This is a genomic window from Chitinibacter sp. SCUT-21, from assembly GCA_041874755.1.
GTDB lineage: Bacteria > Pseudomonadota > Gammaproteobacteria > Burkholderiales > Chitinibacteraceae > Chitinibacter.
Genome location: CP102611.1, coordinates 258180 through 283218 on the forward strand (window position 1 = coordinate 258180; position 25039 = coordinate 283218).

The 25039-nt window shown below is 48.4% G+C and carries 17 protein-coding genes, 1 tRNA gene and 3 pseudogenes; 10 read left to right on the forward strand and 11 right to left on the reverse strand.

Annotated features, from left to right (window positions below; translation table 11 throughout):
• Position 1: 1 nt before the first annotated feature.
• The 5 genes and pseudogenes from NT239_01145 to NT239_01165 form a co-directional block, all read right to left on the reverse strand.
• Positions 2 to 172 (reverse strand): annotated as a pseudogene (locus tag NT239_01145) (autonomous glycyl radical cofactor GrcA).
• 105 nt (positions 173 to 277) lie between these two features.
• On the reverse strand, positions 278 to 2623 hold the full coding sequence (gene pflB, locus NT239_01150) for a formate C-acetyltransferase (GenBank protein ID XGA71477.1): 2346 nt from the start codon (positions 2621 to 2623) through the stop codon (positions 278 to 280).
• A 352-nt stretch (positions 2624 to 2975) separates the two neighbouring features.
• On the reverse strand, positions 2976 to 3134 hold the full coding sequence (locus tag NT239_01155) for a hypothetical protein (protein ID XGA71478.1): 159 nt from the start codon (positions 3132 to 3134) through the stop codon (positions 2976 to 2978).
• A 29-nt stretch (positions 3135 to 3163) separates the two neighbouring features.
• A complete protein-coding gene (locus NT239_01160; protein XGA71479.1) occupies positions 3164 to 3436 on the reverse strand; it encodes a VanZ family protein in 273 nt (90 codons plus the stop codon).
• Positions 3437 to 3510: 74 nt separating this feature from the next.
• On the reverse strand, positions 3511 to 4140 hold the full coding sequence (locus NT239_01165) for a Smr/MutS family endonuclease (GenBank protein ID XGA71480.1): 630 nt from the start codon (positions 4138 to 4140) through the stop codon (positions 3511 to 3513).
• Positions 4141 to 4188: 48 nt separating this feature from the next.
• On the opposite strand from NT239_01165, the gene NT239_01170 reads away from it, so the two are divergent.
• From NT239_01170 to rph, 5 genes are all read left to right on the forward strand, one after another.
• Positions 4189 to 4587 (forward strand): RNA-binding S4 domain-containing protein, encoded by a 399-nt coding sequence (locus tag NT239_01170; GenBank protein ID XGA71481.1) that lies wholly within the window; start codon positions 4189 to 4191, stop codon positions 4585 to 4587.
• Positions 4588 to 4595: 8 nt separating this feature from the next.
• The gene (locus NT239_01175; GenBank protein XGA71482.1) at positions 4596 to 5861 is read left to right on the forward strand and encodes a diguanylate cyclase; all 1266 of its coding nucleotides are present in this window, start codon (positions 4596 to 4598) and stop codon (positions 5859 to 5861) included.
• 13 nt (positions 5862 to 5874) lie between these two features.
• Positions 5875 to 7671 carry a PDZ domain-containing protein gene (locus NT239_01180; GenBank protein XGA71483.1) on the forward strand — a complete coding sequence of 599 codons (1797 nt, stop codon included), beginning with the start codon at positions 5875 to 5877 and terminating at the stop codon, positions 7669 to 7671.
• 585 nt (positions 7672 to 8256) lie between these two features.
• The gene (locus NT239_01185) at positions 8257 to 9897 is read left to right on the forward strand and encodes an EAL domain-containing protein (protein ID XGA71484.1); all 1641 of its coding nucleotides are present in this window, start codon (positions 8257 to 8259) and stop codon (positions 9895 to 9897) included.
• 99 nt (positions 9898 to 9996) lie between these two features.
• Positions 9997 to 10713, forward strand: a complete 717-nt coding sequence (gene rph, locus NT239_01190) for a ribonuclease PH (GenBank protein XGA71485.1) — start codon at positions 9997 to 9999, stop codon at positions 10711 to 10713.
• A gap of 16 nt (positions 10714 to 10729) precedes the next feature.
• On the opposite strand, the gene NT239_01195 is transcribed toward rph, so the two are convergent.
• A complete protein-coding gene (locus NT239_01195; GenBank protein ID XGA71486.1) occupies positions 10730 to 11869 on the reverse strand; it encodes a PatB family C-S lyase in 1140 nt (379 codons plus the stop codon).
• 233 nt (positions 11870 to 12102) lie between these two features.
• Here NT239_01195 and NT239_01200 point away from each other — a divergent pair.
• Positions 12103 to 12968 (forward strand): annotated as a pseudogene (locus NT239_01200) (IS110 family transposase).
• A 368-nt stretch (positions 12969 to 13336) separates the two neighbouring features.
• Positions 13337 to 14278: pseudogene (locus NT239_01205) on the forward strand (IS5 family transposase).
• Positions 14279 to 14525: 247 nt separating this feature from the next.
• Here NT239_01205 and NT239_01210 read toward each other — a convergent pair.
• Positions 14526 to 14616, reverse strand: a tRNA-Ser gene (locus NT239_01210).
• 65 nt (positions 14617 to 14681) lie between these two features.
• The gene (locus tag NT239_01215; protein XGA71487.1) at positions 14682 to 15506 is read right to left on the reverse strand and encodes an SAM-dependent methyltransferase; all 825 of its coding nucleotides are present in this window, start codon (positions 15504 to 15506) and stop codon (positions 14682 to 14684) included.
• A 338-nt stretch (positions 15507 to 15844) separates the two neighbouring features.
• Here NT239_01215 and NT239_01220 point away from each other — a divergent pair, with 338 nt between their 5' ends.
• From NT239_01220 to NT239_01230, 3 genes are all read left to right on the forward strand, one after another.
• Positions 15845 to 17191, forward strand: coding sequence for a peptidoglycan DD-metalloendopeptidase family protein (locus tag NT239_01220; GenBank protein ID XGA71488.1), 1347 nt, complete (start codon positions 15845 to 15847; stop codon positions 17189 to 17191).
• Between the two features lie 20 nt (positions 17192 to 17211).
• Positions 17212 to 18321, forward strand: coding sequence for an anhydro-N-acetylmuramic acid kinase (locus tag NT239_01225; protein ID XGA71489.1), 1110 nt, complete (start codon positions 17212 to 17214; stop codon positions 18319 to 18321).
• A 178-nt stretch (positions 18322 to 18499) separates the two neighbouring features.
• A complete protein-coding gene (locus NT239_01230) occupies positions 18500 to 20083 on the forward strand; it encodes an inorganic phosphate transporter (protein XGA71490.1) in 1584 nt (527 codons plus the stop codon).
• 99 nt (positions 20084 to 20182) lie between these two features.
• Here NT239_01230 and NT239_01235 read toward each other — a convergent pair whose 3' ends face one another.
• The 3 genes from NT239_01235 to NT239_01245 form a co-directional block, all read right to left on the reverse strand.
• Positions 20183 to 22249 carry a prolyl oligopeptidase family serine peptidase gene (locus tag NT239_01235; protein XGA71491.1) on the reverse strand — a complete coding sequence of 689 codons (2067 nt, stop codon included), beginning with the start codon at positions 22247 to 22249 and terminating at the stop codon, positions 20183 to 20185.
• An 84-nt stretch (positions 22250 to 22333) separates the two neighbouring features.
• A complete protein-coding gene (locus NT239_01240) occupies positions 22334 to 23905 on the reverse strand; it encodes an aldehyde dehydrogenase family protein (GenBank protein XGA71492.1) in 1572 nt (523 codons plus the stop codon).
• Positions 23902 to 25023 carry a saccharopine dehydrogenase NADP-binding domain-containing protein gene (locus NT239_01245; protein XGA71493.1) on the reverse strand — a complete coding sequence of 374 codons (1122 nt, stop codon included), beginning with the start codon at positions 25021 to 25023 and terminating at the stop codon, positions 23902 to 23904. The genes NT239_01240 and NT239_01245 overlap by 4 nt, the downstream gene beginning before the upstream one ends.
• Positions 25024 to 25039 lie beyond the last annotated feature (16 nt).

Here is a 25039-nt window from a genome sequence, read left to right on the forward strand (position 1 = left end):
TTTAGCACTTATCGTGGAAGGTCCGATTAATCACATCAAGCTGCTGCTCACGCGTCAATTTAACAAAATTAACGGCATAGCCAGATACGCGAACGGTCAATTGCGGATATTTATCCGGATTTTCCATCGCGTCTTCTAGCGTTTCTTTGTTAAGCACATTCATATTCAGGTGAAATAACTGAGCCATGATTAATCCTTGTGGGTATATGACTATAGGACTCTATTTGACTGACCTACCCAGCAATACCCTTTTGGAGTATTGCTGGGCTTTAGCCTGTTAGCACTTCGCGTGGAAAGTACGGTTGATCACGTCCATTTGCTGCTCACGCGTCAACTTAACAAAGTTAACCGCGTAGCCTGAGACACGAATCGTTAATTGCGGATAGTTTTCTGGGTGCTCCATCGCGTCCAGCAAAGTATCTTTGTTCAAGACGTTCATGTTCAGATGGAACAATTGATCTGGACCTTCTTCCAGCTCAGCCAGTTTTTGATCCACTTTGTCACGGCTTTCGCACATGCTGCAATCTTCACCGTGCGGTCCAAACAAACCGTCAATCGACGCTGCCAGCGTTTTCACGCGATCCGCTGCATTGTGACCCAGTGCGTCTGGCGTCATCGACGCAGTCCAAGACACGCCGTCCAGCGCTGATTCATACGGAATCTTCGATACCGAAAAGCCAGCGGCAACGAAACCATTGGTGTCACGACCATTCATTGGGTTTGCACCTGGCGAGAATGGCGCGCCTGAGCGACGACCGTCTGGCGTGTTACCCGTTTTCTTACCGTAAACCACGTTCGACGTGATCGTCAGCACTGATTGCGTTGGCATTGAATCACGGTAGAACACAGGCTGCGCTTTGATTTTTTCCATAAACGCAGTCGACAACCACACCGCGATGTCATCCGCGCGATCATCATTATTGCCATACGCTGGGTATTCGCCGTCAATCACATAATCCACCGCCAAGCCCGCCTCATTGCGTTTGATATGCACTTTGGCGTGTTTCACGGCCGACAAAGAGTCCGCAGCGACTGACAAGCCAGCGATACCACACGCCATCGTGCGCAAGATGTCACGATCGTGCAGTGCCATCTCGATACGCTCGTACGCGTATTTATCGTGCATGTAGTGAATTGAATTGAGCGCAGTCACGTAGGTTTTTGCGAGCCAATCGAGCATTTTGTCGTATTTGGCCATCAATTCGTCGTACTCAAGTACGTCGCCTTTGATCGGCTCAAAGCCTTTGGCAACCAATTTGCCGGTTTTCTCGTCCACACCACCATTGATGGCGTAAAGCATGGCTTTGGCCAAATTCACACGAGCACCAAAGAACTGCATTTGTTTACCCACGCGCATGGCGGATACACAACAAGCGATGGCGTAATCGTCACCCCATTTCGGGCGCATCAAATCGTCGTTTTCGTACTGAATCGCTGAGGTGTCGATCGACACTTTCGCGCAGAACTCTTTAAAGCCTTGTGGGAATGAAGTTGACCACAGCACAGTCAAGTTTGGCTCAGGCGCAGGTCCCAAGTTGTACAGTGTGTTTAGTACGCGGAAGCTTGATTTGGTCACCAAAGTGCGGCCATCTTCACCCATGCCACCGATCGATTCAGTCACCCAAGTTGGATCACCTGAGAACAAATCATCGTATTCTGGTGTACGCAAGAAGCGCACAATACGCAGCTTCATTACGAGGTGGTCGATGTATTCTTGAGCTTGCGCTTCAGTGATGCGGCCTTCTTTGATATCGCGCTCGAAATAAATATCGAGGAAAGTCGAAATCCGGCCAATCGACATCGCAGCGCCGTTTTGCTCTTTTACCGCAGCCAAGTAGCCAAAGTACAGCCACTGCACTGCTTCTTGCGCGGTTGCCGCTGGGCGACTGATGTCAAAGCCATATTTTTTGGCCATGACTTTCAATTCGTTCAGCGCTTTGATTTGCTCAGCCAACTCTTCACGCAGACGAATGACGCTTTCAGTGAAAGCAACGTCGTCAAGTTCAGCTTTCTCGCGTTTTTTATCGGCAATCAAGAAATCGATGCCGTACAGCGCAACACGACGGTAGTCACCGATAATACGGCCACGGCCATAAGAGTCTGGCAGACCAGTAATTACACCTGAGCTACGGCAGGCCATGATTTCTGGCGTGTATGCATCAAACACGGCGTTGTTATGGTCTTTACGGTATTTGGTGTAAATCTCTTCGATTTGTGGATTCATTTCGAAGTGATAGGCCGCCAAACCGTTTTGCACCATACGCAAACCGCCATTCGGCATAATCGCGCGACGCAAAGGTGCATCGGTTTGCAGACCAACAATCGTCTCAAGATCTTTGTTGATATAACCCGCATCGTGCGCGGTAATGGTCGAGCCAAACTGAGCCGAAACTTCCAGCACGCCACGTTTACGCTCTTCTTTGAGTAAAACCGACAACTCGTTCCACAATTGGGTAGTGCGCTCAGTTGGGCCAGCCAAGAAACTGTCATCGCCTAAGTAAGGGGTGTAGTTCGCTTGGATAAAGTCACGGACTTCAACTTTGGATTGCCACTCGCCGGCGGCAAAACCACGCCAAGCGTCTAGTTGAGATTGATCCAAAGATTTATCGATGGGGGCGTTCATGTGAATCTCCTTGTGGCGATGTCGGCTGGACATCATGAGCCAAAACAGCTTTTGGCGTGTTTTACTGTGTATCGCTCTTATTTGATTGGCCTAGAGCGATATTAATAATGACATCAAACTATCGTAGCAACTTGCCTTGAAATAAAGTTGATATAAGTCAGTATTCCAGATTTGTTGCGATTGAATTTGCACTACAAATTTGATCAAGCCTATGGGCGGCGAATATGTAAACTCGTAGCGATTCGTAATCACGCTGAAGTTATCATACCCTTTGTTTTCAAACGACGAAATGCAAAAATAAGTACTTTATAAGGCAAATAATTACGTCATCGGCATAATCAATTTGAGTCCCCTAGTCATCCATATCCTGATGCTCGTAAACACCTTTGCCGACATAAACAATATGATCTTCAGCATGAAGTTGGTTGTATAGCTCTTCTAACTGTTCGGGCTTTAGTTGATCTAAGAGTTTGGCAATCGCGACTTTGACCTGCTCAGCATTCATTGACATGAGACTCTCCTATCACTTGGATAAAAGAATTATAGAAATTTCACGCCGCTAGCGATAAGAATCCGACAAACTAGCAGACCGATGAGCGCACCCAGTCCGTTGGCCACCATATCGAGCACATCAAAGCTGCGCCAACTTGTCAGGGACTGCGCTAGCTCGACTGTGACCCCCATGCCAGCAGCAAATAACCAAACGCGTAGTAAACCTGGTTTTAAACGGAAAGCAAAAAATGCCAATATGGCGTAAGCAAAGAAATGCTGGAATTTATCGCCATTCTCAACCGTTGGGGGTGGCGATGGCATAAGTGAACCTATCCAAATTGCCAGCGCCCAGACAATTAAGCAAACCCTTTTGAATTTGGCGTCGTTGACAAAATTCATAAATGTTTTTTCCTTGATTTAAGTAATACTAGTACCGCGCCAGAACAACCCTGCGTCGGATTGGCTTGTGTAAAAGCAAGCACTTCCTCGCGTTGTGCCAGCCAGTTTTTTAGCTTTAGTTTTAAGATTGGCACACCCTCTTTCGAACTCAGTCCTTTGCCGTGGATGATGCGCACACAGCGATATTGTTGCTCAATTGCTTGCGCTAAAAAATGAACCACTTTATGTCGTGCAGAATCGACTGTTTCTCCATGCAAATCTAATTGGTCATCGATTGACCATTGACCTTTTTTGAGTTTCTTTAATACATCCAAGCGTAAGCCAGGCTTCATGAACATTAATTGTTCTCCCGGCCCCAGTTCATCCCAGGGCCAAAAATCACTCATGTTTTCATGCGTCTCGATGTGCTGCATAATTTGTTTGCGTGGCCACGGGCTAATAGGATCTAGGACGTGAGTTGCCTCTCGCGTAGCTTTCAATAGGGGCGTAACACCGTGCATCGCTTGTAAAAACAAATCGTGCTCACTAATTTGCCTTGCCGACGGCTTCAAGGTTTTTTTGAGTTTTGACGTTTCAGTCAGGCCCTTGCGAAACTGTTTCAACATGCTGAGCGATTTTTTATCCATAGGTAGAAACCGTGCAGGTGAGGATAATGTGGAAAATTGGAGTGAGAATTGGCTGAAAAAGTACGTCTAGATAAATGGCTGTGGGCGGCTCGATTTTTTAAAACACGCTCTATTGCCATCGCAGCTATTGATGCGGGCCATATTAACCTGAATGGCGAGCGTGTTAAACCCGCACGCGGGGTAACCGTGGGGGATAGTCTAAGAATCCATGCCCCACACGGCAATTTTGAAGTAGAAGTTCTTGGGTTGAGCGAACAGCGCCGATCTGCAGAGCTTGCTCGCAGCCTCTATAGTGAAACAGAAAGAAGTGCTGAAAAACGCAAGCTAGATCAATTTGCAAAAGCACTTGAACCACAATTTGATCATCCGCATGTCCGCGGTCGACCAACAAAAAAATGGCGAAGAAAATTAGATGCGCTAGACGTTCACAATCCGAACAATAGCTAAAGGAAAATATGTCTATTTTTGCTAAAAAGCTGGTCTATTTCGTCTCCCCGAAACTGGAGCTGTTTCAAGAATTAGCTCGGCAACTGCAGTTTTTCGGATTTGATTTTCGTGCCTTTGATCGTAACAGCTCATTATTGGCTGCCCTGTATACCGATAAGCCATCGATCATCATGCTTGACGAATCTGGCACGTCTGATGTTACGGCAAGTCAATGTCTACCCTTATTGACGAAGCTATTTAAAGGCCCAATTTTCTTAGCTAACTATGGGTTTGATCTCGCCAAGCAGTTAGAATATTTGCGTCTTGGTGTCACTGATTTTGTTTCTCACCCTATAAGCCTGCAATCGCTGATTGATCGGCTTGATCAGCAAGAAGAAAAAGAGCTCGTTCGCCCCTACAAAGTGCTCTTGGTCGACGATTCGGAGACCGTGGCAAAGTGGGCTCATTCTGTTCTGAATGGTGCCGGAATGCTCTTTAAACACCTTACCGACCCGCTTCGCGTCATAGATTCACTAGAGAGTTTTCAACCCGATATTCTGCTACTCGACGTATACATGCCCCAATGCAAAGGGGATGAAATCGCTAAATTAATTCGCCAGCGCCCTCAATTTGATTCAATCCCCATTGTATTTCTATCGACTGAAACGCATCGCGGTCGCCAGTTGATGGCCCGTAGCATGGGAGGAGATGATTTTTTAGTGAAAAATATGGAGGCGGATGAGTTAATTGCCGCGGTGGGCATTATTGCCGAACGTTACCGTACATTAAGACGCTGGATGACGCGTGATAGCCTTACAGGGCTACTAAATCACACCAATATTGTTGAATCACTGAGCCGTGAAGTTACACGTGCACACAAAGAGTCACGCCAACTGGCCTATGCAATGATCGACATTGATTTCTTCAAGCAAATCAATGACAAATATGGCCATCCGGTCGGAGACAGGGTTATTAAAAGTTTATCTCGACTCCTCAAAGCCTCGATGCCAAATCCCGATGCAGTGGGTCGCTATGGCGGTGAAGAATTTGCTTTAATTTGGACCGATCATACTCAAATTCGAGCTGCGCAGCGCACAGACGAGTTGCGTATTCTGTTTCATGAACTTGCACACTCGAATGAAAACGGCCATTTTAATGCCTCATTCAGTGCGGGTGTGGCGCAACTAGAAGATGGCATGACAGCACAAGACTTAATTGATGCAGCAGACAAAGCCCTATACCAGGCAAAAGCCGCGGGTCGAAACCAAGTAGGTCTAGCCTCCAAACAACCTTAACAATTTCATACTTATGTCAATTTATTATCAAATTTCAATATTAGATGCTGCCACACACCGCTTTGCAGTCAAACTCACGATCAACAACCCTGATCGCAACGGCCAACAATTACAGCTACCCGTCTGGATTCCTGGTAGCTATTTGATTCGTGAGTTTGCACGTCATATCGTGCAGCTAACTGCTACTTCAGTCGGAAAGAAACTTCAGGTTACAAAAGTAAATAAATCGACTTGGCAAGTATCGCCAAGTGAGCACCCAATTGTGGTTGAGTATGAGGTTTATGCCTTTGATTTATCAGTGCGCGGCGCCTATCTTGACCAGACTCGGGCGTTTTTTAATGGCACAAGCGTGTTTCTTGCGGTACAAGGTCAATTAGATAGCCCTTGTGAGGTATCTATTTGCGCCGCCGATTTTTACAGCGAGTTGGATTGGAAAGTGGCTACCGGCATGACCGCCATAACTGTTGACTCGTCAGGGTTTGGTCTTTACCGCGCAGGAAATTACGACGAATTGATTGATTGTCCTGTTGAAGTGAGTGATTTTTCTTTGCTGGAATTTGAAGCATGTGGCGTTCCTCATAAAATGGTTATTTCAGGCCGTCATACTGCTGATTTGGAGCGACTGGTTAAAGATCTCAAGCCCATTTGCGAATATCAAATTCGTCTATTTGGTGAGCCTGCACCATTTAAACACTACCTATTTATGACCGTAGCAGTTGGTGATGGCTATGGTGGGCTTGAGCATCGCAATTCCACGGCCCTAATATGTAGCCGGAATGACTTACCACAACGAGGCGACCCCGCACTGAGTGCTGGTTATCGTCAATTTTTGGGCTTATGTAGCCACGAGTACTTTCATAGCTGGAATGTAAAAAGAATCAAACCGGCTGCCTTTGCGCCCTACGATTTACAGCAAGAAAACTACTCCACATTATTATGGGCCTTTGAGGGGGTCACTTCGTATTACGATGACCTTTGCCTACTGCGCGCGGGAATAATTAATATCGATGAGTATCTTGAATTGCTAGCTCAAACCGCCACCGCAGTTCAGAGGGGGTATGGGCGCATAAGGCAGACACTAAATGACTCAAGCATTGATACGTGGGTTAAGTATTATCGGCAAGATGAAAACAGTCCGAATGAACTAGTAAGCTATTACACAAAGGGTGCACTCGTAGCGCTATGTTTAGATCTCTACATTCGGACTGAAACTCAAAATCAAAAAGGGCTTGATGATGTCATGCAAGCGCTTTGGTTACGTTTTGGCAAAGACTTCGACCAGTATGGCAAGGGGGTTGGCGAGCAAGAGTGGGAATTGATCGCAAGCGAAGTGAGTGGCCTAGATTTGCGAGCATTTTTTGATTTGGCCATTCGTTCCACGCAAGACTTGCCAGTCGCACAATTACTACAAAAAATTGGAGTTGAAACTCAACTACGACCAAGTGCTGGGGCAAACGACAAAGGTGGTTGGATGGATACACTACCAAAACCTTGTTCAAGTTTTGGCATGCGCTATCAGTCAGAGCCTGCAGGGCTAAAAATCACCCATGTATTAGCTGGACAAGCCGCAGCCCAAGCAGGTTTAGCCGCTGGCGATTTGATTCTAGCAATTGATGGGTTGCGAGCCACTTCTGCGAGCCTAGAAAAAATCACTGCGCAAACTTCTTTCAACGAACCACTCCAAATTCACGTGTTTCGACGCGATGAATTAATGAGTTTTAATTTATCCCCCTTACCTAGTCCGTGTGATACCTATGGATTTAGACTGCAGAAAGATTGCAAAGAATTAAAATTCGTTTTGCTGGCTTAATGTTTACATGTAAATTGCGCATCGCACAATATTGGACTAAAACTAACTGTCGGCTCATCAGGTGCACAGTTGGTAATGGCTTCCCGCCTCGCAAAATTTAGCATTCACATGATCCGCAGCACCCGCGCCAAGGTGCTGCTGATCTTGCTGCTTATTAATTTCCTCATCTGCCTTGCATTGACTGCTAGCATTTACCGAGAACTATCGACTGCTCTTTTTGCAGAAATTGATGGGCGATTAAAAACGGCGGCAAGTGCGATCCCTTACATTTTGCCTAATCAATACATCGAACAGGCTTTAGCTAAACAACCCATTCTACTTGGGGATTACATCGAAAATACACGGCGCCTTGATCAATTTGCCCGCCGCAGTGGTTTGCGCTATTTGTATGTCTTGGCGTTGCACCATGATGAAGTCATTTACTTGGCCGACTCTGCATCTGAAACCGAAATTGCCTCGAATAAATTTGGCCATTTTTATCAGCCTTATCATGATGAGGCCGGCTATACCTACGCCGCACTGCAAAGCGGAGAAAGCCGTTACGGTGCTCTCAATGATGAGTATGGACAATTTCGTTCGCTATCTTTGATTGAGCAAACTGACTCAAAGCAGAAATATCTACTAGGGGCAGATATAGACGCGAATCATGTGCAACAAGAGTTGCGGGATGTTTTTTTGCAAACGCTCTGGTTGGGTTTAGCTTTGCTACTTTTTGGTTCTATTGTCTCTTGGATCTTGGCCGCCAAACTGACTAATCCGCTGCGCCGTTTTAGTCATGCAGTTCAGAGATTTACTCTAGGTGAGTTTGATTTGCGCATGCCAGTTAAATCGCATGATGAACTTGGAAATTTGGCGACCGCTTTTAACGCAATGGGGGATGCACTTAAAGCTCGGGAGCAATTATTGCGGCAACTGGCGTTTGTCGATCGGGTGACTGGTTTACCTAATCGAGCCAGATTTTTAGAACTTGTTGATCAATTCATTCAAAAAGAAAACCGTACTTTTGCGGTCGCGATGATGAATATTGCGGATTTTCACTATGTGAATGACTGCTTTGGCTTTGCCGAAGGCGATAATGTACTGCGCTGCGTTGCGGATCGTTTGAGCCAACTTCAGCCGCATCTTTTGCACGCAGTGGCACGAGTATCGGGTAATGCTTTTTTATTATTAATTCCCTTTGATTCGGATAAGCAGCTCAGCGAACTCATCCGACAAGTAGAGGCGGAAACATCGAATGTGATTGCCATTGATGATCACAAGATTAATCTGGCTGTCCGATTTGGCTTAAGCTGCTTTCCCGCGCATGGATACGATGCGGATTCTTTGCTCAGGCAGGCAGAAATTAGTATTTTTGCGGCGAAGGAAGAGTGTCAATTTTGCGTAGTCTATGACCCAGTGCGTGAAGTTGATCGCCAAAATCAATTTACACTGATGGGCGATTTACGGGAAGCAATCGAACAGAATCAACTGATTGTGCAGTACCAGCCTAAAATTTTGCTGGCTGATTTGAATGTTCATAGTGCCGAAGCCCTTGTGCGCTGGCAGCACCCAACTCGAGGTTGGATTTCACCAAACCTATTTATCACCTTTGCCGAACAATCTGGAAAACTACGCGCGATTACTGAATGGGTGATTCGGGATGTATTAAGACAGCAGTTGATTTGGCAGGCGAACGGTATTCATCTCTGTATTTCGGTGAATGTGGGAGTGGGTGATGTTGAAGATAGCGAATTTGTAGAATTCATCGCCCAACAAATCAGAGATTATCCTGGCCAAGTAAATCTATGTCTTGAAATCACAGAAACTGGGGTTATGCGCCAGCCCGACTTAATGCTCAAAAATCTCAACCGTTTGCGTCAACTTAATATCAAATTATCCATCGATGATTTTGGCACAGGATATTCATCTTTTTCCTATTTGGCTAAGATGCCGATCAATGAACTGAAAATAGATCAAACATTCGTCATGGCGATGAATAGCACTTTTGAAAGTATCTCTATCGTCCGATCCATGATTGAATTAGGCCATATCTTAGGCTTAACTGTGGTGGCTGAAGGCGTAGAAACTTTGGCTTGCTGGCAGGCATTGTCGGTAATGGGATGTGACGAAATTCAGGGCTACTTTATCGCTAAGCCGATGAATACCCATGAATTTACTACCTGGTTACAGCATGGCGTACAGCTACTACAGCTAAGCAGCTTGCCAAATATGGCTAACCGGCTCTAGAAACTGCTTACTGCAAAGCCACAAGCCAGTTAATTACGAAGCCGTTTGTAATTGATTACTTTATACTGCCAGCCATTCAATCAAAGATTAGAGGTACTCATGCGCGCATTCGATCGCACACCGCAGCAACTTCGCAAGATCCAATTGACACGTCGGTATACATGCCATGCGGAAGGTAGCGTACTCGTTGAGTTTGGCAATACCAAGGTTATTTGCACGGCCAGTGTAGAGGAGAAAGTTCCTCCTTTTTTGAAAGGTAAAGGTGAAGGCTGGGTTACCGCAGAATATGGCATGCTCCCTCGTTCAACCGGCTCACGAATGAAACGTGAGGCAGCCGCGGGTAAACAAAGTGGTCGCACACAAGAAATTCAGCGCTTGATTGGGCGTAGCCTGCGTGCGGTGGTTGATCTTGCCGCACTGGGAGAGCGACAAATTACAATCGACTGCGATGTTATTCAAGCAGATGGTGGCACCCGTACTGCAAGTATCACAGGGGCGTTTGTTGCGTTAACTGATGCAATTAATGGCTTAGTTGCCCAAGGAAAACTCACTAGTTCGCCAATTAAAGAGGCGGTCGCGGCTGTTTCAGTCGGGATTGTAGAGAAAGTACCATTGCTAGATCTTGATTATGAAGAAGACTCTGGCTGTGAAACCGATATGAATGTGGTAATGACAGCCAGTGGCAAATTCATAGAAATTCAAGGCACAGCAGAAGGCGAGGCTTTCAGTCGCGCAGAAATGAATGAACTCCTCGATTTAGCGCAACTTGGCATTGAGCAATTGATTGAGCTGCAACACCAAGCCTTAGCGCAGTAAACCAGACAGGCGATTACTACAAGCGATATTGATCTAGTAAAATATTCAAGCGCCCAATTGCCTCTTGCATCAGGGCGCTTGAGCAGCCGAAATTAATTCGTATCCAGCCAGGCAAACCAAAGTCCGCTCCCTCCGATACGCCTAAGCCGTAGCTTTCAAAAACGGCAGCGGGCTGGTGTGGGTGGACTGCCCGTGCATCGACCCAAGCTAAATAGGTGGCCTCAGCAGTGCTGAGGTGTAATTGGGTGTTTGCGAAGGCGTTAACTAGTAGTTTACGATTATTTCGTAGAGTTGAAATTAGATTCTTGTGCCAATCACTCGCATCGCGGTAGGCGGCCTCTGCTGCAACATACCCCAAAACATTCACAGCAGGCACTAAGCCACTCATTTCTCGGCGAAAGCGTGCTCTCAATTCGGGGTTGGGTATCACGGCAAAGGCACAACCCAACCCCGGTAAGTTCCAAGTTTTTGATGGGGCAAACAAGCTAATTGTTCGCTCGAGAAAATCCGGATCTAAATTGGCAAATGGCAGATGTTTCAAGGTGTCATCAAGCAATAAATCGCAATGTATCTCGTCTGAGCACACAACCAGATTATGACTCTTGGCGATGCCTAGCAGGGTATTTAACTCATCTCGTGACCAAGCTCTGCCAACTGGATTGTGAGGATGACAGAGCAATAACAAGCGGGTAGCCGGTGTAATCGCCGCCTCGAGCATCTTAAAGTCCCACATCCATCGACCGCCCTGCTCTATCAGTGGAACGGTAATTAAGCTTCGCCCCGCTAAGCTAGGTGCGCGCAAAAATGGGGGGTAAACGGGGGTGGCGGTAATGACTGCATCGCCCTGCTGCCCCACAGCTCGACAAGCAAGATTCAGACCTTGCACTAAACCTGGCAACCAAACAATCCAATTAGCGTGAATTTCCCATTGATAGGTTTGTTGAGCGTAATGCAAAACAGCATCAATTAAAGAATCAGGGGGATTGGTATAGCCAAAAACCCCATGCTTGATTCTTTTATGCAGAGCCAATAAAACAGAATCTGGAGCTGCAAAATCCATATCTGCCACCCAAAGCGGTAAAATATCTTGCCCACGATATTTATCCCACTTCAAACTGCTAGTGCACTGTCGATTAATTATCGTCGAAAAGTTCATCAAATATTCCTATTGGGGTAAATTTAGCTGCTTCTGTTAGGGGTACCACTGACTGACTGCCTTAATTTTGCAATCTTATTTCAAATCCACAGCAATTATTCCTAGTTATATAAAATCGAATCAAAAAAAGCGTCATTACAGAGTTTTGTTAATGGAATGGACGCCCCTTCCTAAACCGGGGATGCCGGTGCCAGACTGAGAGCGGCAACGTACAACTCTAGAGGGGTGACATCATGAACATCGCGACCATCGGGCTGGATCTAGCCAAGCAAGTTTTTCAACTTCACGGTGTGCGCACTTCTGGACAAGAAAGCTAGAATCGTTTGGCCATATAGTGAAGCTGATGGCGCCTCAGTTTGTGAAGCCCTATGTTAAAGGCAGTAAAACAGATATGGCCGATGCAGAGGCGATTTGCGAAGCAGTAACTCGGCCAAATATGCGTTTTGTGGCAATCAAATTGCCCGAGCAACAAGCCATGCTCGCAGTACATCGGACTCGTGCCAGTTTTGTCAAAGCCAGAACTGCTCAAACCAATCAAATGCGAGGGTTGTTGGCTGAATTCGGCATTGTGATGCCGCTGGGGTTATCCACATTGCGCCGCCGTATTCCCGAAATACTTGAGGATGCCGAAAACGGCTTACCTGCAATGGTGCGCGACTTAATCCAGCGACTTTTCAATCACTTGAATGAATTGGATCAACAAGTACTTGAATACGATAAGGTTATTTTGCAGTGGCATCGTCTGAACGAATCATCGCTACGGATTGCAGCACTGCCAGGCGTGGGTCCCATTACCGCAACAGCGATTGTTGCGAGCGTCGCCGACGCGAAATCATTTGAAAATGGTCGGCAGTTGGCTGCTTGGCTTGGCCTCGTTCCACGACAGCATTCCAGTGGCGGTAAACCGGTATTGCTGGGCATAAGTAAACGGGGTGATGTTTATCTTCGCACCTTGCTCATTCACGGTGCTCGCGCCATCATCGCGCATTTTGAACGTCAACGCGAACGAGCTGACCCGTGGCTGCAACGCATGCTTGGGCGCTGTCATCATAATGTTACTGTCGTTGCGCTCGCCAATAAGAATGCTCGGATCATTTGAGCCCTGCTAGCCAAAGATCGTCGGTATGAGGCCGATTACCATGCGGTTTCACCCGTCGCAACACATTAGGCTAGGCTAAACACCGTCTACAAGAAAAACCGTTTCCTTCGATTGCACAGGCAATCATGACATTGACGGCGATATAGGTCAGACCGTGATTGAGCGAACCTGATTTGTGCTTGGCACTTCGAGTGCGCTTTGTTGTTTAGGACTCAATCAGCGGAAATCCATCAGGGACAGAGGCAATGCCTCGTTAAAGTCCGGATATATGGCTGCAATCGACTTTGTATCTCATCGATGAATTGAATGCTTGGCAAAGTGGGGGCGTCCATATATGCACAAATCAGCAGCGCAATGCTGCTGGTAAAATAGCAACATGAGCCCCCCCCCCATCCAACAAGTACAAAACCACCAACTGGTCGTCTTATCACGCTGCGTTAAAGTCACGTGGCGCATTGATGATTTGGCTCGATCCAACCCTGAAATGGGCTGCCGAGCCCACTGGCAAACGCGGAAGAAACCTCACTTTCAGCGACGTTGCCATTCAATTTTGCCTCACTATCAAATGCCTATTCGGTCTAGCATTACGCCAAACTACCGGCATGGTGGAAAGCCTGCTTCGACTCGCCAACTTAGATTGGATCGTCGCCGATTCGAGTACAATCTCTCGTCGACAAAAAACACTCAAAGTCATTATTTCTGCCCGTCAAAGCCAAGGCGGTTTGCATTTATTAGTCGATAGCACGGGTATCAAAATGCTCGGTGAAGGCGAATGGAAAACCAAGAAACATGGTGCCGAATATCGTCGGCAATGGCGCAAAGCTCACCTCGGCATTGATGCTGAAACCCTTGAAATTCGTGCCATTGAGGTCACCGACAATAAAACCGGCGATGCATCTATGCTACCGGAATTGTTGAATCAGATTCCCTAGTCTGAACAGATTGCTGCGATTTACGGTGATGGCGCCTACGACACCAAAGAATGCCACAATGCCATTGCGGCTCGTGGTGCGGCTGCGATTATTCCAACGCGCAAGAATGCTCAGTTTCGGAAAGAAAATACGGCGGGTGCACGAGCTCGCAATGCGATTTTGCATGCGACCAAGTACTTGGGGCGGGCGATCTGGAAAAAGTGGTCGGGCTACCATCGACGCAGCTTGGTGGAAACCAAAATACGTTGTTTTAAATTATTAGGTGAGCGGGTGATGGCGCGGGACTTTGATCGTCAGGTGGCGGAGTTGCAAGTGCGTGCTGCGATCTTAAATCGCTTCACGCAACTGGGTAGGCCGACGATGGTGAGTGCGGGATAAATCCATATGGTTTTTGGGGTAAATCGCTTTCAGGCTGATTTGTGCAACAAAGCCACCGAAAGGCAGAATTACCACAAAAACATGACTTCCTGAACTATTGCAGCGAGCTTCTTGACCGGTCAATAGAATTGCCTGGGTACCAATTTCTGTTTCTATGCGATGAAATCGCATCCATGCTGCAAATGGTACACTAGGAATGGGCATAAACAAAAAAGCCCTGAAAAATCAGGACTTTAATATAAATTCTTGGCGGAAAGAGGGGGATTCGAACCCCCGATAGGCTATTAACCTATACACGCTTTCCAGGCGTGCGACTTAAACCACTCATCCATCTTTCCGCGAGGAGGTCGAATCATACGCATTGCTGTCATACTTGACAAGCCTCGCCCTACCCTCGTGCACCCTAATACATAAAACGGGTTTGCATTTCTTCCAAGTTTAATTCTGCCAAAATCTGCGTCATACGCTCTTTTGCTTGCTTTTTGGGTGCATTCGGAGACTTGCTAGCGATGATTAATTCATTTTTCATCGAATGCTCCCAGCCGACCAATTCAGTAACGGTAACTTGATAGCCTTTCGATTGAAGCAGTAAGCAACGTAGCACATTAGTAATTTGGCTTCCAAATTCACGAGTATGAATGGGGTGGCGCCATAGTTCGGCCAATGGCGTTTTGGCCAGCGATTGGCTTTTATGTTTACGCAGCACGCTAGCTACCTCAGCCTGACAGCACGGCACCAACACCATGTGTCGCGCATTTTTATCTAAGCCAAAACGAATTGCGTCGTCGGTAGCGGTATCACAGGCATGCAAAGCCGTTACGACATCAATTTGGGCAGGCATTTCTTTGGCGCTCGCGGCCTGCTCGACCAGCATATCGAGGAAGGTCATCCGCTCAAACCCACATTGCTGCGCTAAGTCACGTGATTTTTTGACTAATTCGGCCCGAAACTCAGTTCCATAGATGTGGCCGGCATTTTTAGTTTTGAAAAACAGGTCGTAAATAATAAAACCGAGATAGGACTTTCCCGCACCATGATCGGCGAGCGTGACATTCTCATGCTGCGACAAAACGTCATTGAGTAAGGGCTCGATAAAATTGAACAGGTGATAAACCTGCTTCAACTTGCGCCGACTATCCTGGTTTAATTTGCCATCACGGGTCAAAATATGCAGTGCTTTAAGCAATTCAATTGATTGCCCTTCGCGAATTTCTGGAATCTGATTCATAGGCCACTTTCAGAGGTATATGTCGCAAAGCTTTATTTCGATTAGCCTACGACCAAATACTTAAGATAAAGAAGTGAATAACCACTGCTACGCAGCAGTTAACGCTTAAAATATGTAAAAAATACCATCGGTAAATTAGCACTCGTTCGTTAAAGTGCGCACGGATGTCTTGATGCTGTGGAATATAGCATTATGGCGCCTAGCGCTGCGATACGTGAACATTAGCTAGACTCTGCCGCCAAAGCCTTAAAAGAAGGGTAAGCCATTGTTAGATAATGGAAATTTGCCATCGCAACTTTTTCTGTTAGTCTAGCGCCAAGCCGAATTAGAGATACAGTATGTCGCACATTTTACCGCAAAGCCCTACCGAGCAAGGGCAAAATTTAGCCAGCAAAACTAAGCCTTCACAGTTTGCCAGCTGGCAACGCCAGCACCTGCAATGGCTGGCGGCGGCCTTGATTTTACCAATGGGCATGACACTCACGGCTTACGGCGTAGTGGAATTTGGCCCGCAGCTCAAAGCAGACGTTCGCACCGTTACTGAAACGTTACCCACCCCAACACTCAGCGATTCAAGCGGGCAAAGCCAACACAGTCGCCTTGAAGTCATCCGCAGCGGTGACACCGTAGGACGTGTACTCGCACGGATGGGTATCGTCGATAATACTTTGCAGCAATTCATTAAAGATGATGATACTGCACGCAAATTATTCGATCTGAATCCTGGACGACTGCTGCACGCCCATAGCGACGCCAATGGCGATGTAACGCAACTTAGCTACGTCAACAACAACGGCGAAGAGGTAAAAATCAGCCGACAGGATAATCAACTGCACGCCAGCGCGGGGCCTGTTGCCACCCAAAAACAAACATTCATGAAATCCGGGGTCATTAATAGCTCCTTTTTTGCAGCCACAGATGCCGCAGATCTACCCGAGGCGATCACCCAGCAATTAATTGATCTATTTTCAAGTCGGGTCGACTTTCATCACCGACTACAAAAGGGTGACCAATTCTCTGTCATCTATGAGGCGGAAACACACCAAGGCACTTTGGTAAAACCCGGAAAAATCATTGCGGCCAAATTCATCAACAAAGGAATTACGCACGAAGCCATGTGGTTTCAGGATGGAAGCGAAACTGGCAACTATTACGCCTTTGATGGCACTAGCCTTAAACAAGGGTTTATTAACAACCCGGTGAAATTTTCCCGTGTAAGCTCTGGTTTTGCGATGCGCTTTCACCCGGTACTTTTTACTTGGCGCCAACATCGAGGCGTAGATTATGCAGCACCAATCGGTACCGACATTCAAGCGACAGCAGATGGCGTTATCACCAAAATGGCGCATGAATCCGGTTACGGCAAAGTGATTGAAATCAAGCATGATGGCAAATACAGTACGCTATACGCCCATATGTCAGCTTTTGCCAAAGACTTAAAACCAGGATCAAGCATAAAACAAGGGCAAGTGATTGGTGCGGTTGGTGCGACGGGCCGCGTCACAGGGCCGCACTTGCACTATGAATTTAAGATTAATGGCGTGCAAGTTGATCCAACCACCATCGCCATGCCGCAGGGTAAAAAACTAACGGCACAACAAATTAATGCGTTCACGCCGCTGGCCAGCGCCATGAAACGTCAACTTTCTTTAGCAGGACAGGTAGAATTAGCGCAACTTGACTAAGACATCGACGGTGATTCCGCATGAATGACTACGCCCTGCCCGCTTATTACATCGGTTTAATGACGGGCACCAGCCTAGATGGCATCGATGCGGTTCTCGTTGATTTTGTCGGCACCAAGCCACAACTCGTCGCCAGCCATACCGCAGCTATGCCAGCGCCGCTGCGCGAGCAGCTTATGCGCTTGCAAGCGGCGTCGGATGATGAACTACATCTAGCGCAATTGGCGGCCAACGCCCATAGCATGGCCTGCGCCGACGTTGTCAATCAACTACTCGCCCAAGCGAAAATCAAACCCGAGCAGGTCGTCGCGATTGGCAATCATGGCCAAACTATTCGTCACCGCCCTGAGCTGGGGTATACACTGCAAATCGGCAACCATGCTTTATTGGCGGAACATACTGGCATTACTGTGATTGGAGATTTTCGCTCCCGCGATGTGGCGGCCGGCGGGCAAGGCGCTCCGCTGGTGCCCGCTTTTCATCAGGCACTGTTTGCCAAGCCCGCAGAAAATCGCGTTTTACTGAATATTGGCGGCATCGCCAATTTAAGCTGGCTAGCCGCCGACGGCCAAGTGTTAGGTTTTGATAGCGGCCCAGGCAATGTGCTGATGGATTTGTGGATTCAGCGGCATTGCGGGCTAGCCTACGATGCCGACGGCAACTGGGCGCGCAGCGGCCGCCCGCACCCTACTTTGCTGGCAGCGTTGTTATCTGAGCCCTATTTTGCGATGCCCGCGCCCAAATCAACCGGCCGCGATTTATTTCATCAGGCGTGGCTAAACGCGCATTTGCAGTCGCTTAGCGAAGCCATTACCCCGGCGGACGTACAAGCCACTTTATTGGAACTGAGCGCGCGCAGCATCAGTTCTGCGATCTTGCTGCAAGGAGAGCCAAGCGAGATTTTTGTCTGCGGCGGCGGCGCGTATAATTCATTGCTGCTTGAACGCATTGCCGATCTAAGTGGTACACCAGTAAACACCACAAGCGAACTAGGCGTAGAGCCAAACTGGGTCGAAGCTTATGCTTTTGCATGGCTAGCAATGCGCTGCATGACGGGCCAAACAGGCAATCTGCCCACCGTAACCGGCGCCAAGGGGGCGCGCATTTTAGGCGCGATTTACCCGCACTAAATTACTAGTAAATTTCCCCAGGCGTTCTTCATCTTTGCAATACATTCAACCAAGTGCCGCCTGGCGACTATTCCTGCTTTTTGCCCGAAAAATAGTAAATATTTGTCACGATAATGAAACCTTTCCGGCTTAGCTACGCCTAAGCCGCTTCGCAGTCAAAATCTCATTAGTTGACAATATGAATCACAAACAAATCGACACCATCCACAAGGCGGCCAATTCGGGTCGTGTTGAGCTGATCCGGCTCGGCATCGCCTTGCTCTTTATTGTGGGCATCGTGCTCTACACCGCAGCACGCGGTACCACTCCTAGCTTAATGTTGATCGTTGCCGCCGTCGTTGGCGCATACATGGCGATGAATATTGGCGCCAATGACGTAGCCAATAACGTTGGCCCAGCGGTAGGCTCCAAAGCTCTCACCATGGGTGGCGCACTGGTTATTGCCGCTATTTTTGAGGCAGCAGGCGCCATTATTGCCGGCGGCGACGTGGTTTCCACCATACGCAGCGGCATTATTGACCCGACACTGATTCCAGACAAACAAACCTTTGTCTGGATTATGCTGGCTGCGCTATTAGCAGGCGCTTTGTGGCTCAATGTGGCCACTGCCATTGGCGCGCCGGTTTCAACCACACATTCAATTGTCGGCGCTATTTTGGGCTCTGGCGTTGCCGCCGGCGGCATGAGCATTGCCGATTGGGCACAAGTCGGTACCATTGCCGCTAGCTGGGTGATTTCGCCACTACTTGGCGGTATTTTTGCGGCGCTATTTTTATACCTCATCAAACGCACGATCACGTATCAAGAAAACATGATCGCTGCCGCAGCGAAAATGGTGCCCTTGCTCGTTGGCTTAATGGCGTGGACGTTCACTACTTACTTAATGCTAAAAGGCCTAAACCGCATCTGGAAAATCGAATTCTGGACCGCCACTGGCGTAGGTTTAGTCGTTGGTATTGCCGTTTGCTTGATCCTAAAACCAGTGATTAAATCTCGCGCTAGTTTGGTTGAAAACACCAAACAAAGCGTTAACAACTTCTTTACCATCCCACTGATTTTTGCGGCAGCCCTACTGAGCTTTGCGCACGGCGCAAACGACGTGGCCAACGCTATCGGCCCATTGGCAGCGATTAACGATACGCTGATGAGTAGCGATGCATCGCTACACGATAAAGCCAGCATCCCAATGTGGATCATGATTATTGGTGCGATCGGTATTTCTTTGGGTCTAGCGCTCTACGGCCCCAAAGTAATTCAAACCGTGGGTTCGGAAATTACCGAACTCGATCAAATGCGCGCTTTCTGTATCGCTCTAGCGGCAACGATTACCGTTATCGTCGCCAGCCAGATGGGCCTGCCAGTGAGCTCAACTCATATTGCAGTGGGTGGCGTATTCGGCGTTGGCTTCTTGCGTGAATACCTCAAAGCCAATCACGCACGCATGCTCGATGAAATCAAAGCGCACCATCCTGAAGGCGATCAAGCTGCAATTGATGCGTTTATGGTTCGCTTTAATAAAGCCAGCGCGACTGAAAAAGGTGTGATGCTGCAAGAGCTGAAAACGCGCGCCAAGCAACAGCTAGATCCCGCGCACTTCTCGAAGATGGAGCTAAAAGGCTTGAAGAAAGTGTATCGCCAAGAACTAGTAAAACGCTCTCAGATTATGAAAATTGCCGCAGCTTGGGTCGTTACCGTTCCGATCTCTGCGATTTTGTCTGCCATGATCTACTTTATGTTGCGTGGCATGCTGTTACCAGCTTAAACACAATCCCGTATGTAAAAGGCCTTTGCTATGCAAAGGCCTTTTTTCTTGCCGCTTACTTGCTTGCTAGCCAGGATATTCTTCCTCAGGACCAATAGTTTAGATTTCAACCGAGAGCTGTTGATATAAGAAAACCAAGGCTCGCGCCAAATCTTGCGCTATTTCCTGCTGACTAGTTTGTCCCATATGGCCACCAACTTGTGACTCACAAAACCACACCACATGCCCAGCATTAGCGAGTTTGGCCGCCATTTTGCGGGCGTGCGCAGGATGTACACGATCATCATTTGCTGCCGTGGTGAGCAATACACTGGGGTAGTGTTGCTCACTAGCTGTCTTGATGTTGTGGTACGGCGAATATACCCCGAGGATATCTGCGTGCTTGACTGGATCGCCGTATTCCGCCATCCAACTGGCACCAGCGCCTAGCTCATGGTAGCGCAGCATATCGAGCAAAGGCACTTCGCAAACAACGGCGGCGAATAATTCAGGGCGCTGTAACATGCTAGCGGCAACCAACAGCCCGCCATTGCTACCTCCTTGAATCGCCAGCTTTTGCGGTCGCGTTACACCTCGTGCGATTAAGTCTTCCGCCACCGCGATAAAATCATCAAAACTATTTTGCCGGCGCTCGCCCCGCGCTGCTTCATGCCAGGAGGGACCAAACTCGCCGCCGCCACGCACATTCGCCACAATATAGGCGCAGCCTTGTTGTAGCCAATGCTGGCCTAAATTATCCAAGTAATTAGGCAGCAAGGGCACAGCAAACCCACCGTAGCCATACAATAAACAAGGGGTATTACCATCTAAAGCAATATCTTTGCTGGCTACCATAAAATACGGCACCTGAGTACCATCTTTAGACTTGGCAAAAAACTGCTGCACTTGCAATGTATCGGCGCAAAATGCAGGCGGTTGGCTACGAAGCAACTCAGACGTTTGGTGATTGCCTAAGGTAGTGCGGCACAATTGTGCGGGCTGTAAAAAGTGATGAAAAAGGTAAAACAGCTCGTCGCTTTGCCAAGGTTGCGCGACAAAATCAATTACGCCATCGCGCGGCAAGGTATTGCTGCTTGGCTGCCAAGCACCGTGGCAATGCTCGAACGTCAAAACGCGACTTGTCACATTATCTAACGCCAGCACAAATAACCCGTTTAAATTGGCCTCCAGCATCTGCACCGACTGCGTTGCCGTTGGCGCAAATAACAACTGTGAGCGTCCCAGCTCGCCGGTGTGGGCATCGCACGCGATCGCCAGCAAACTGCCGGCCTTAAAGTCTTGCTGCTGATCTGCTTGCCGATAAACCCAATCAACGTCAATTTTGATGATTAAATCGCCGTGCGTATACGCTTCCAGCGTACAGCGCAGCGGCAAACGCAAATGAATGGGCTCAGCGGCCTCGCCTAAACGCGCGTCCAGCAAGAAATAACTGCGGCGATAAAAATCCTGCGCCGCTTCAATGACATCGAAAGCCGTGCCATCCCCATCCAGAAATCGCCATGCCGAGGCTTTTAAAATATTGGCAGGTAACACAATCATCGATGCGGCATCACCCCAGGCTTGGCCGCGGCGATACAGCACCACCTCGGCCGAATAACCGACTTCAGTGATCTGATCTTCATCCCACGCCGGGCAAACAAAAACGCTATCGGGGTCGCGCCAGCTGACTTGGCTTTTGCTATAGGGAAACTCAAATCCAGCGGCGACAAATTGGCGCTGCTGCAAATCATATTCGCGAATCACGCAGCGATCACCGCCACCGATACTCAGGCTAAGTAGGCAGCGAGATGGCATCAGCGTGCAATGCTCAACACCGCTTAAATACCAATCAACCTGCTCCGCCTCGGCCAAAGCGTCCAAATCCAGCAAAACCTGCCATTCGGTGGCGGCTTGGCGATAACTGTCTAACGTTGTTGAACGATAAACGCCGCGCGGATGCTGCTGATTTTGGAAAAAATTGTATAAAACACCGTCATGCACTGAAAACAGTGGGATTTGGGCACTGTTTTGAATGTTATTTAGAATATCTTGGCTAAGCGGGGCAAAGCGCGGATCGGCATCAAGCTGAAGTTGCGTTTTTTTATTTTGCGCCGTAACCCATGCGCACGTTTGCGCCGAGGTCGAATCTTCCAGCCAGAGATAAGGGTCGTGCGAGGTTAGCGCCATAGGTTCAAGCTCAGTAACACCACGCTGCGTGGCATTATAATTTTTCGAGCGCGGATTATAGCGCCCTGCAACGAAGCGGCTGACTTATTCTGTTTTGATTTTGAAGTCGACGCCCTGCGCCAGCGGGAGCTGCGCGCCGTAATTAATGGTATTGGTGCTGCGGCGCATATAGTTTTTCCACGCATCCGAGCCCGACTCACGCCCTCCGCCCGTTGCCTTTTCGCCGCCAAATGCGCCGCCAATCTCAGCGCCACTAGTGCCCACATTGACGTTGGCCAAGCCGCAATCTGACCCAAGCGCACTAATAAATATCGCCGCCTCGCGCTGATCTTGCGTAAAAATCGCCGACGATAAGCCTTGAGGTACCGCGTTATTGAGTGCAATGGCTTCATCTAGAGTTCGATAGCTCAACACAAACAACAGCGGCGCAAAGGTTTCTTCCATCATTACTCGCGTTTGGCGCGGCATTTGAATAATGGCGGGCTGTACATAATGCCCAACAGGCACGCCAACACGCACCTGCCCGCCAGTCAGCAAAACACCCCCATCGAGTATAGCCTCCTCAATCTTATTCTTCATATTCTGCAGCGCAATACCATCGATCAATGGCCCGACTAATGTGGCTGCATCGCGCGGATCGCCAATCACCAGCGTTGAATAAATTTGGCATAATTGTTGGCAGACCTGCTCAATTAGACTGTGATGCACAATTAAGCGGCGCAAACTGGTACAGCGCTGACCGCACGTACCAACAGCCGAAAAGACAATCGCAGGCAAGGCCAACGATAAATCAGCGCTCGGCGCAACGATAAGTGCGTTATTGCCACCTAGCTCAAGAAGGCTACGGCCAAAGCGTGCTGCAACTTGGGGGGCAATAGCTTGCCCCATCCGCGTAGAGCCGGTTGCCGAAACCAGTGGCACCAATGGGTTTTGCACCAAAGCCTGCCCTACCGTGGCATCACCTTGCACCACGCTCAACAAACCAACTGGCGCGCCGTGTTGTTGCAATACTTGGCTCACTAAATGCACACAGGCCAAAGCACACAATGGTGTTTTTTCAGATGGCTTCCAGACCACCGCATTACCGCAAATTAAGGCCAACATCGCGTTCCACGCCCAAACAGCAATGGGAAAATTAAATGCAGTAATTACGCCCACGACACCCAGCGGATGCCATTGCTCGAGCAAATTATGCGATTCACGCTCGCTGGCGATCACCAAACCATGCAATTGCCGCGACTGCCCCAGCGCAAAATCACACAGATCAATCCACTCTTGCACCTCACCGCAGGCCTCGGTTTCGATTTTGCCGGCCTCAAGCACAATCAGGCGCGCCAATGCATGCTTCTGGGCTGCGACCTGCTGCGCTATCGCCTTGATGACCAATCCTCTTTTTGGCGCCGGCCAAGTGCGCCAAGCCAAGAATGCCTCATGCGCAGCTGTAACAGCAGCGTTCACTTCGACGGTACAGGCCAATCCCAAATGTCCATGCGATACGCAATCAATTGGCGATGAAACAGCAAGGTAATGGCTGACATTGTGACGGGCGTGCCCTGCAATATAAGCAGCCGGCCAAAACTCCTCGCGCTGAAACTGATCAATATGCAAATCGCTGGCGACTTGATTGAGCCTATACCCAGTATTTTGTGCACTCATACTGGCACCTCTTGCGCGAAGCGATCAACTGCATAGTACTGCCCGAAGCGATTGCTCAGTAACGCATGCAGTGCAATAGAATCCTGACTCACAAAACCGCGGCTCGGTAACTGCCCAGTTAGATGTAGATCGATCGCCGTTGCCGCAGCCGCTGCGGTTGTCAGCTGTATTGCGCTCCAGACTTCGCCATGGATGGTTTGATGATAAATTTTTCTGGCATCAGTAATTTGGCGGAACTGCCCCTGTATATAGCCTGTGGCAGTTACAAAAATCAGTACGACATCTTGCAAGGTAATCGGCAGTGCATCTTCTAAAATGTGTTTTAGCTGCCGACGTTTTTCTGGTGTAGCACCCATCCGCAAATCGTTAATCACAAAATCCATTAAATCACGGTGACCAATGTACCGGACCGTTTTGTAATCCATATTATTGACCTGCCCAGCCCAAGTTTCGCACAAAGTACCCAGCCCACCGGAGGTGTTAAAGGCTTCGTACTCCAAGCCATCGAGCGCAAAATGCTCTAGCCCCTCTAGCGCTTGCAGATTGATCGAGCGCCCATGATGAATCGCCTCACAGGGGTTGCAATATTCATTAATCAAGCCATCGGTAGACCACGTTAGATTGTATTTCAGCGCATTGCTTGGGTATTGCGGCAAAGCGCCGACGCGCATTTTGACCGTATCTACTTGCTCAAATCGCCGCGCAATATCGTGCGCCAAAATACCGATAAAACCTGGGGCTAAACCGCATTGCGGCATAAATATTTGCCCGTCAGTGGCGCCCTGCGCGATTTTACGTACCGCCCGGGTGGTGGCGACATCTTCCGTTAAGTCAAAATAACTTGCACCCGCGGCCAAGGCTGCGCGGGCAATATGGTGGTTTTGATCAAATGCAGTGGCAGCCATTACGGCTTGCTGCCCCTGCAAAAAAGGCAGCAGATCGTCATCCGCCTTGATTTGCCGTGTTATTACTCGCACTTTTCCATTTAGTGCGGCGAGAGCACGCTCATTGGTATCGAGCACAGAAACCTGATAATCAGGGAAATTAGCCAGTAATTTGGCAATACTGCCGCCAATTTTTCCAGCTCCAACGATGGTAACTTGATTCAGCGCTCGCATAATGTACTCCAGAATT

Excerpts from the sequence above, each read along its gene's own strand:
- NT239_01160 (XGA71479.1), bottom strand. The coding sequence starts at position 3,436 with ATGCCATCGCCACCCCCAACGGTTGAGAATGGCGATAAATTCCAGCAT.
- NT239_01225 (XGA71489.1), top strand. The coding sequence starts at position 17,212 with ATGAATGACTACGCCCTGCCCGCTTATTACATCGGTTTAATGACGGGC.
- NT239_01245 (XGA71493.1), bottom strand. The coding sequence starts at position 25,023 with ATGCGAGCGCTGAATCAAGTTACCATCGTTGGAGCTGGAAAAATTGGC.
- NT239_01180 (XGA71483.1), top strand. The coding sequence starts at position 5,875 with ATGTCAATTTATTATCAAATTTCAATATTAGATGCTGCCACACACCGC.
- rph (XGA71485.1), top strand. The coding sequence starts at position 9,997 with ATGCGCGCATTCGATCGCACACCGCAGCAACTTCGCAAGATCCAATTG.
- NT239_01165 (XGA71480.1), bottom strand. The coding sequence starts at position 4,140 with ATGGATAAAAAATCGCTCAGCATGTTGAAACAGTTTCGCAAGGGCCTG.
- NT239_01195 (XGA71486.1), bottom strand. The coding sequence starts at position 11,869 with ATGAACTTTTCGACGATAATTAATCGACAGTGCACTAGCAGTTTGAAG.
- NT239_01215 (XGA71487.1), bottom strand. The coding sequence starts at position 15,506 with ATGAATCAGATTCCAGAAATTCGCGAAGGGCAATCAATTGAATTGCTT.
- NT239_01240 (XGA71492.1), bottom strand. The coding sequence starts at position 23,905 with ATGAGTGCACAAAATACTGGGTATAGGCTCAATCAAGTCGCCAGCGAT.
- NT239_01230 (XGA71490.1), top strand. The coding sequence starts at position 18,500 with ATGAATCACAAACAAATCGACACCATCCACAAGGCGGCCAATTCGGGT.
- NT239_01235 (XGA71491.1), bottom strand. The coding sequence starts at position 22,249 with ATGGCGCTAACCTCGCACGACCCTTATCTCTGGCTGGAAGATTCGACC.
- NT239_01175 (XGA71482.1), top strand. The coding sequence starts at position 4,596 with ATGTCTATTTTTGCTAAAAAGCTGGTCTATTTCGTCTCCCCGAAACTG.
- NT239_01155 (XGA71478.1), bottom strand. The coding sequence starts at position 3,134 with ATGTCAATGAATGCTGAGCAGGTCAAAGTCGCGATTGCCAAACTCTTA.
- pflB (XGA71477.1), bottom strand. The coding sequence starts at position 2,623 with ATGAACGCCCCCATCGATAAATCTTTGGATCAATCTCAACTAGACGCT.
- NT239_01220 (XGA71488.1), top strand. The coding sequence starts at position 15,845 with ATGTCGCACATTTTACCGCAAAGCCCTACCGAGCAAGGGCAAAATTTA.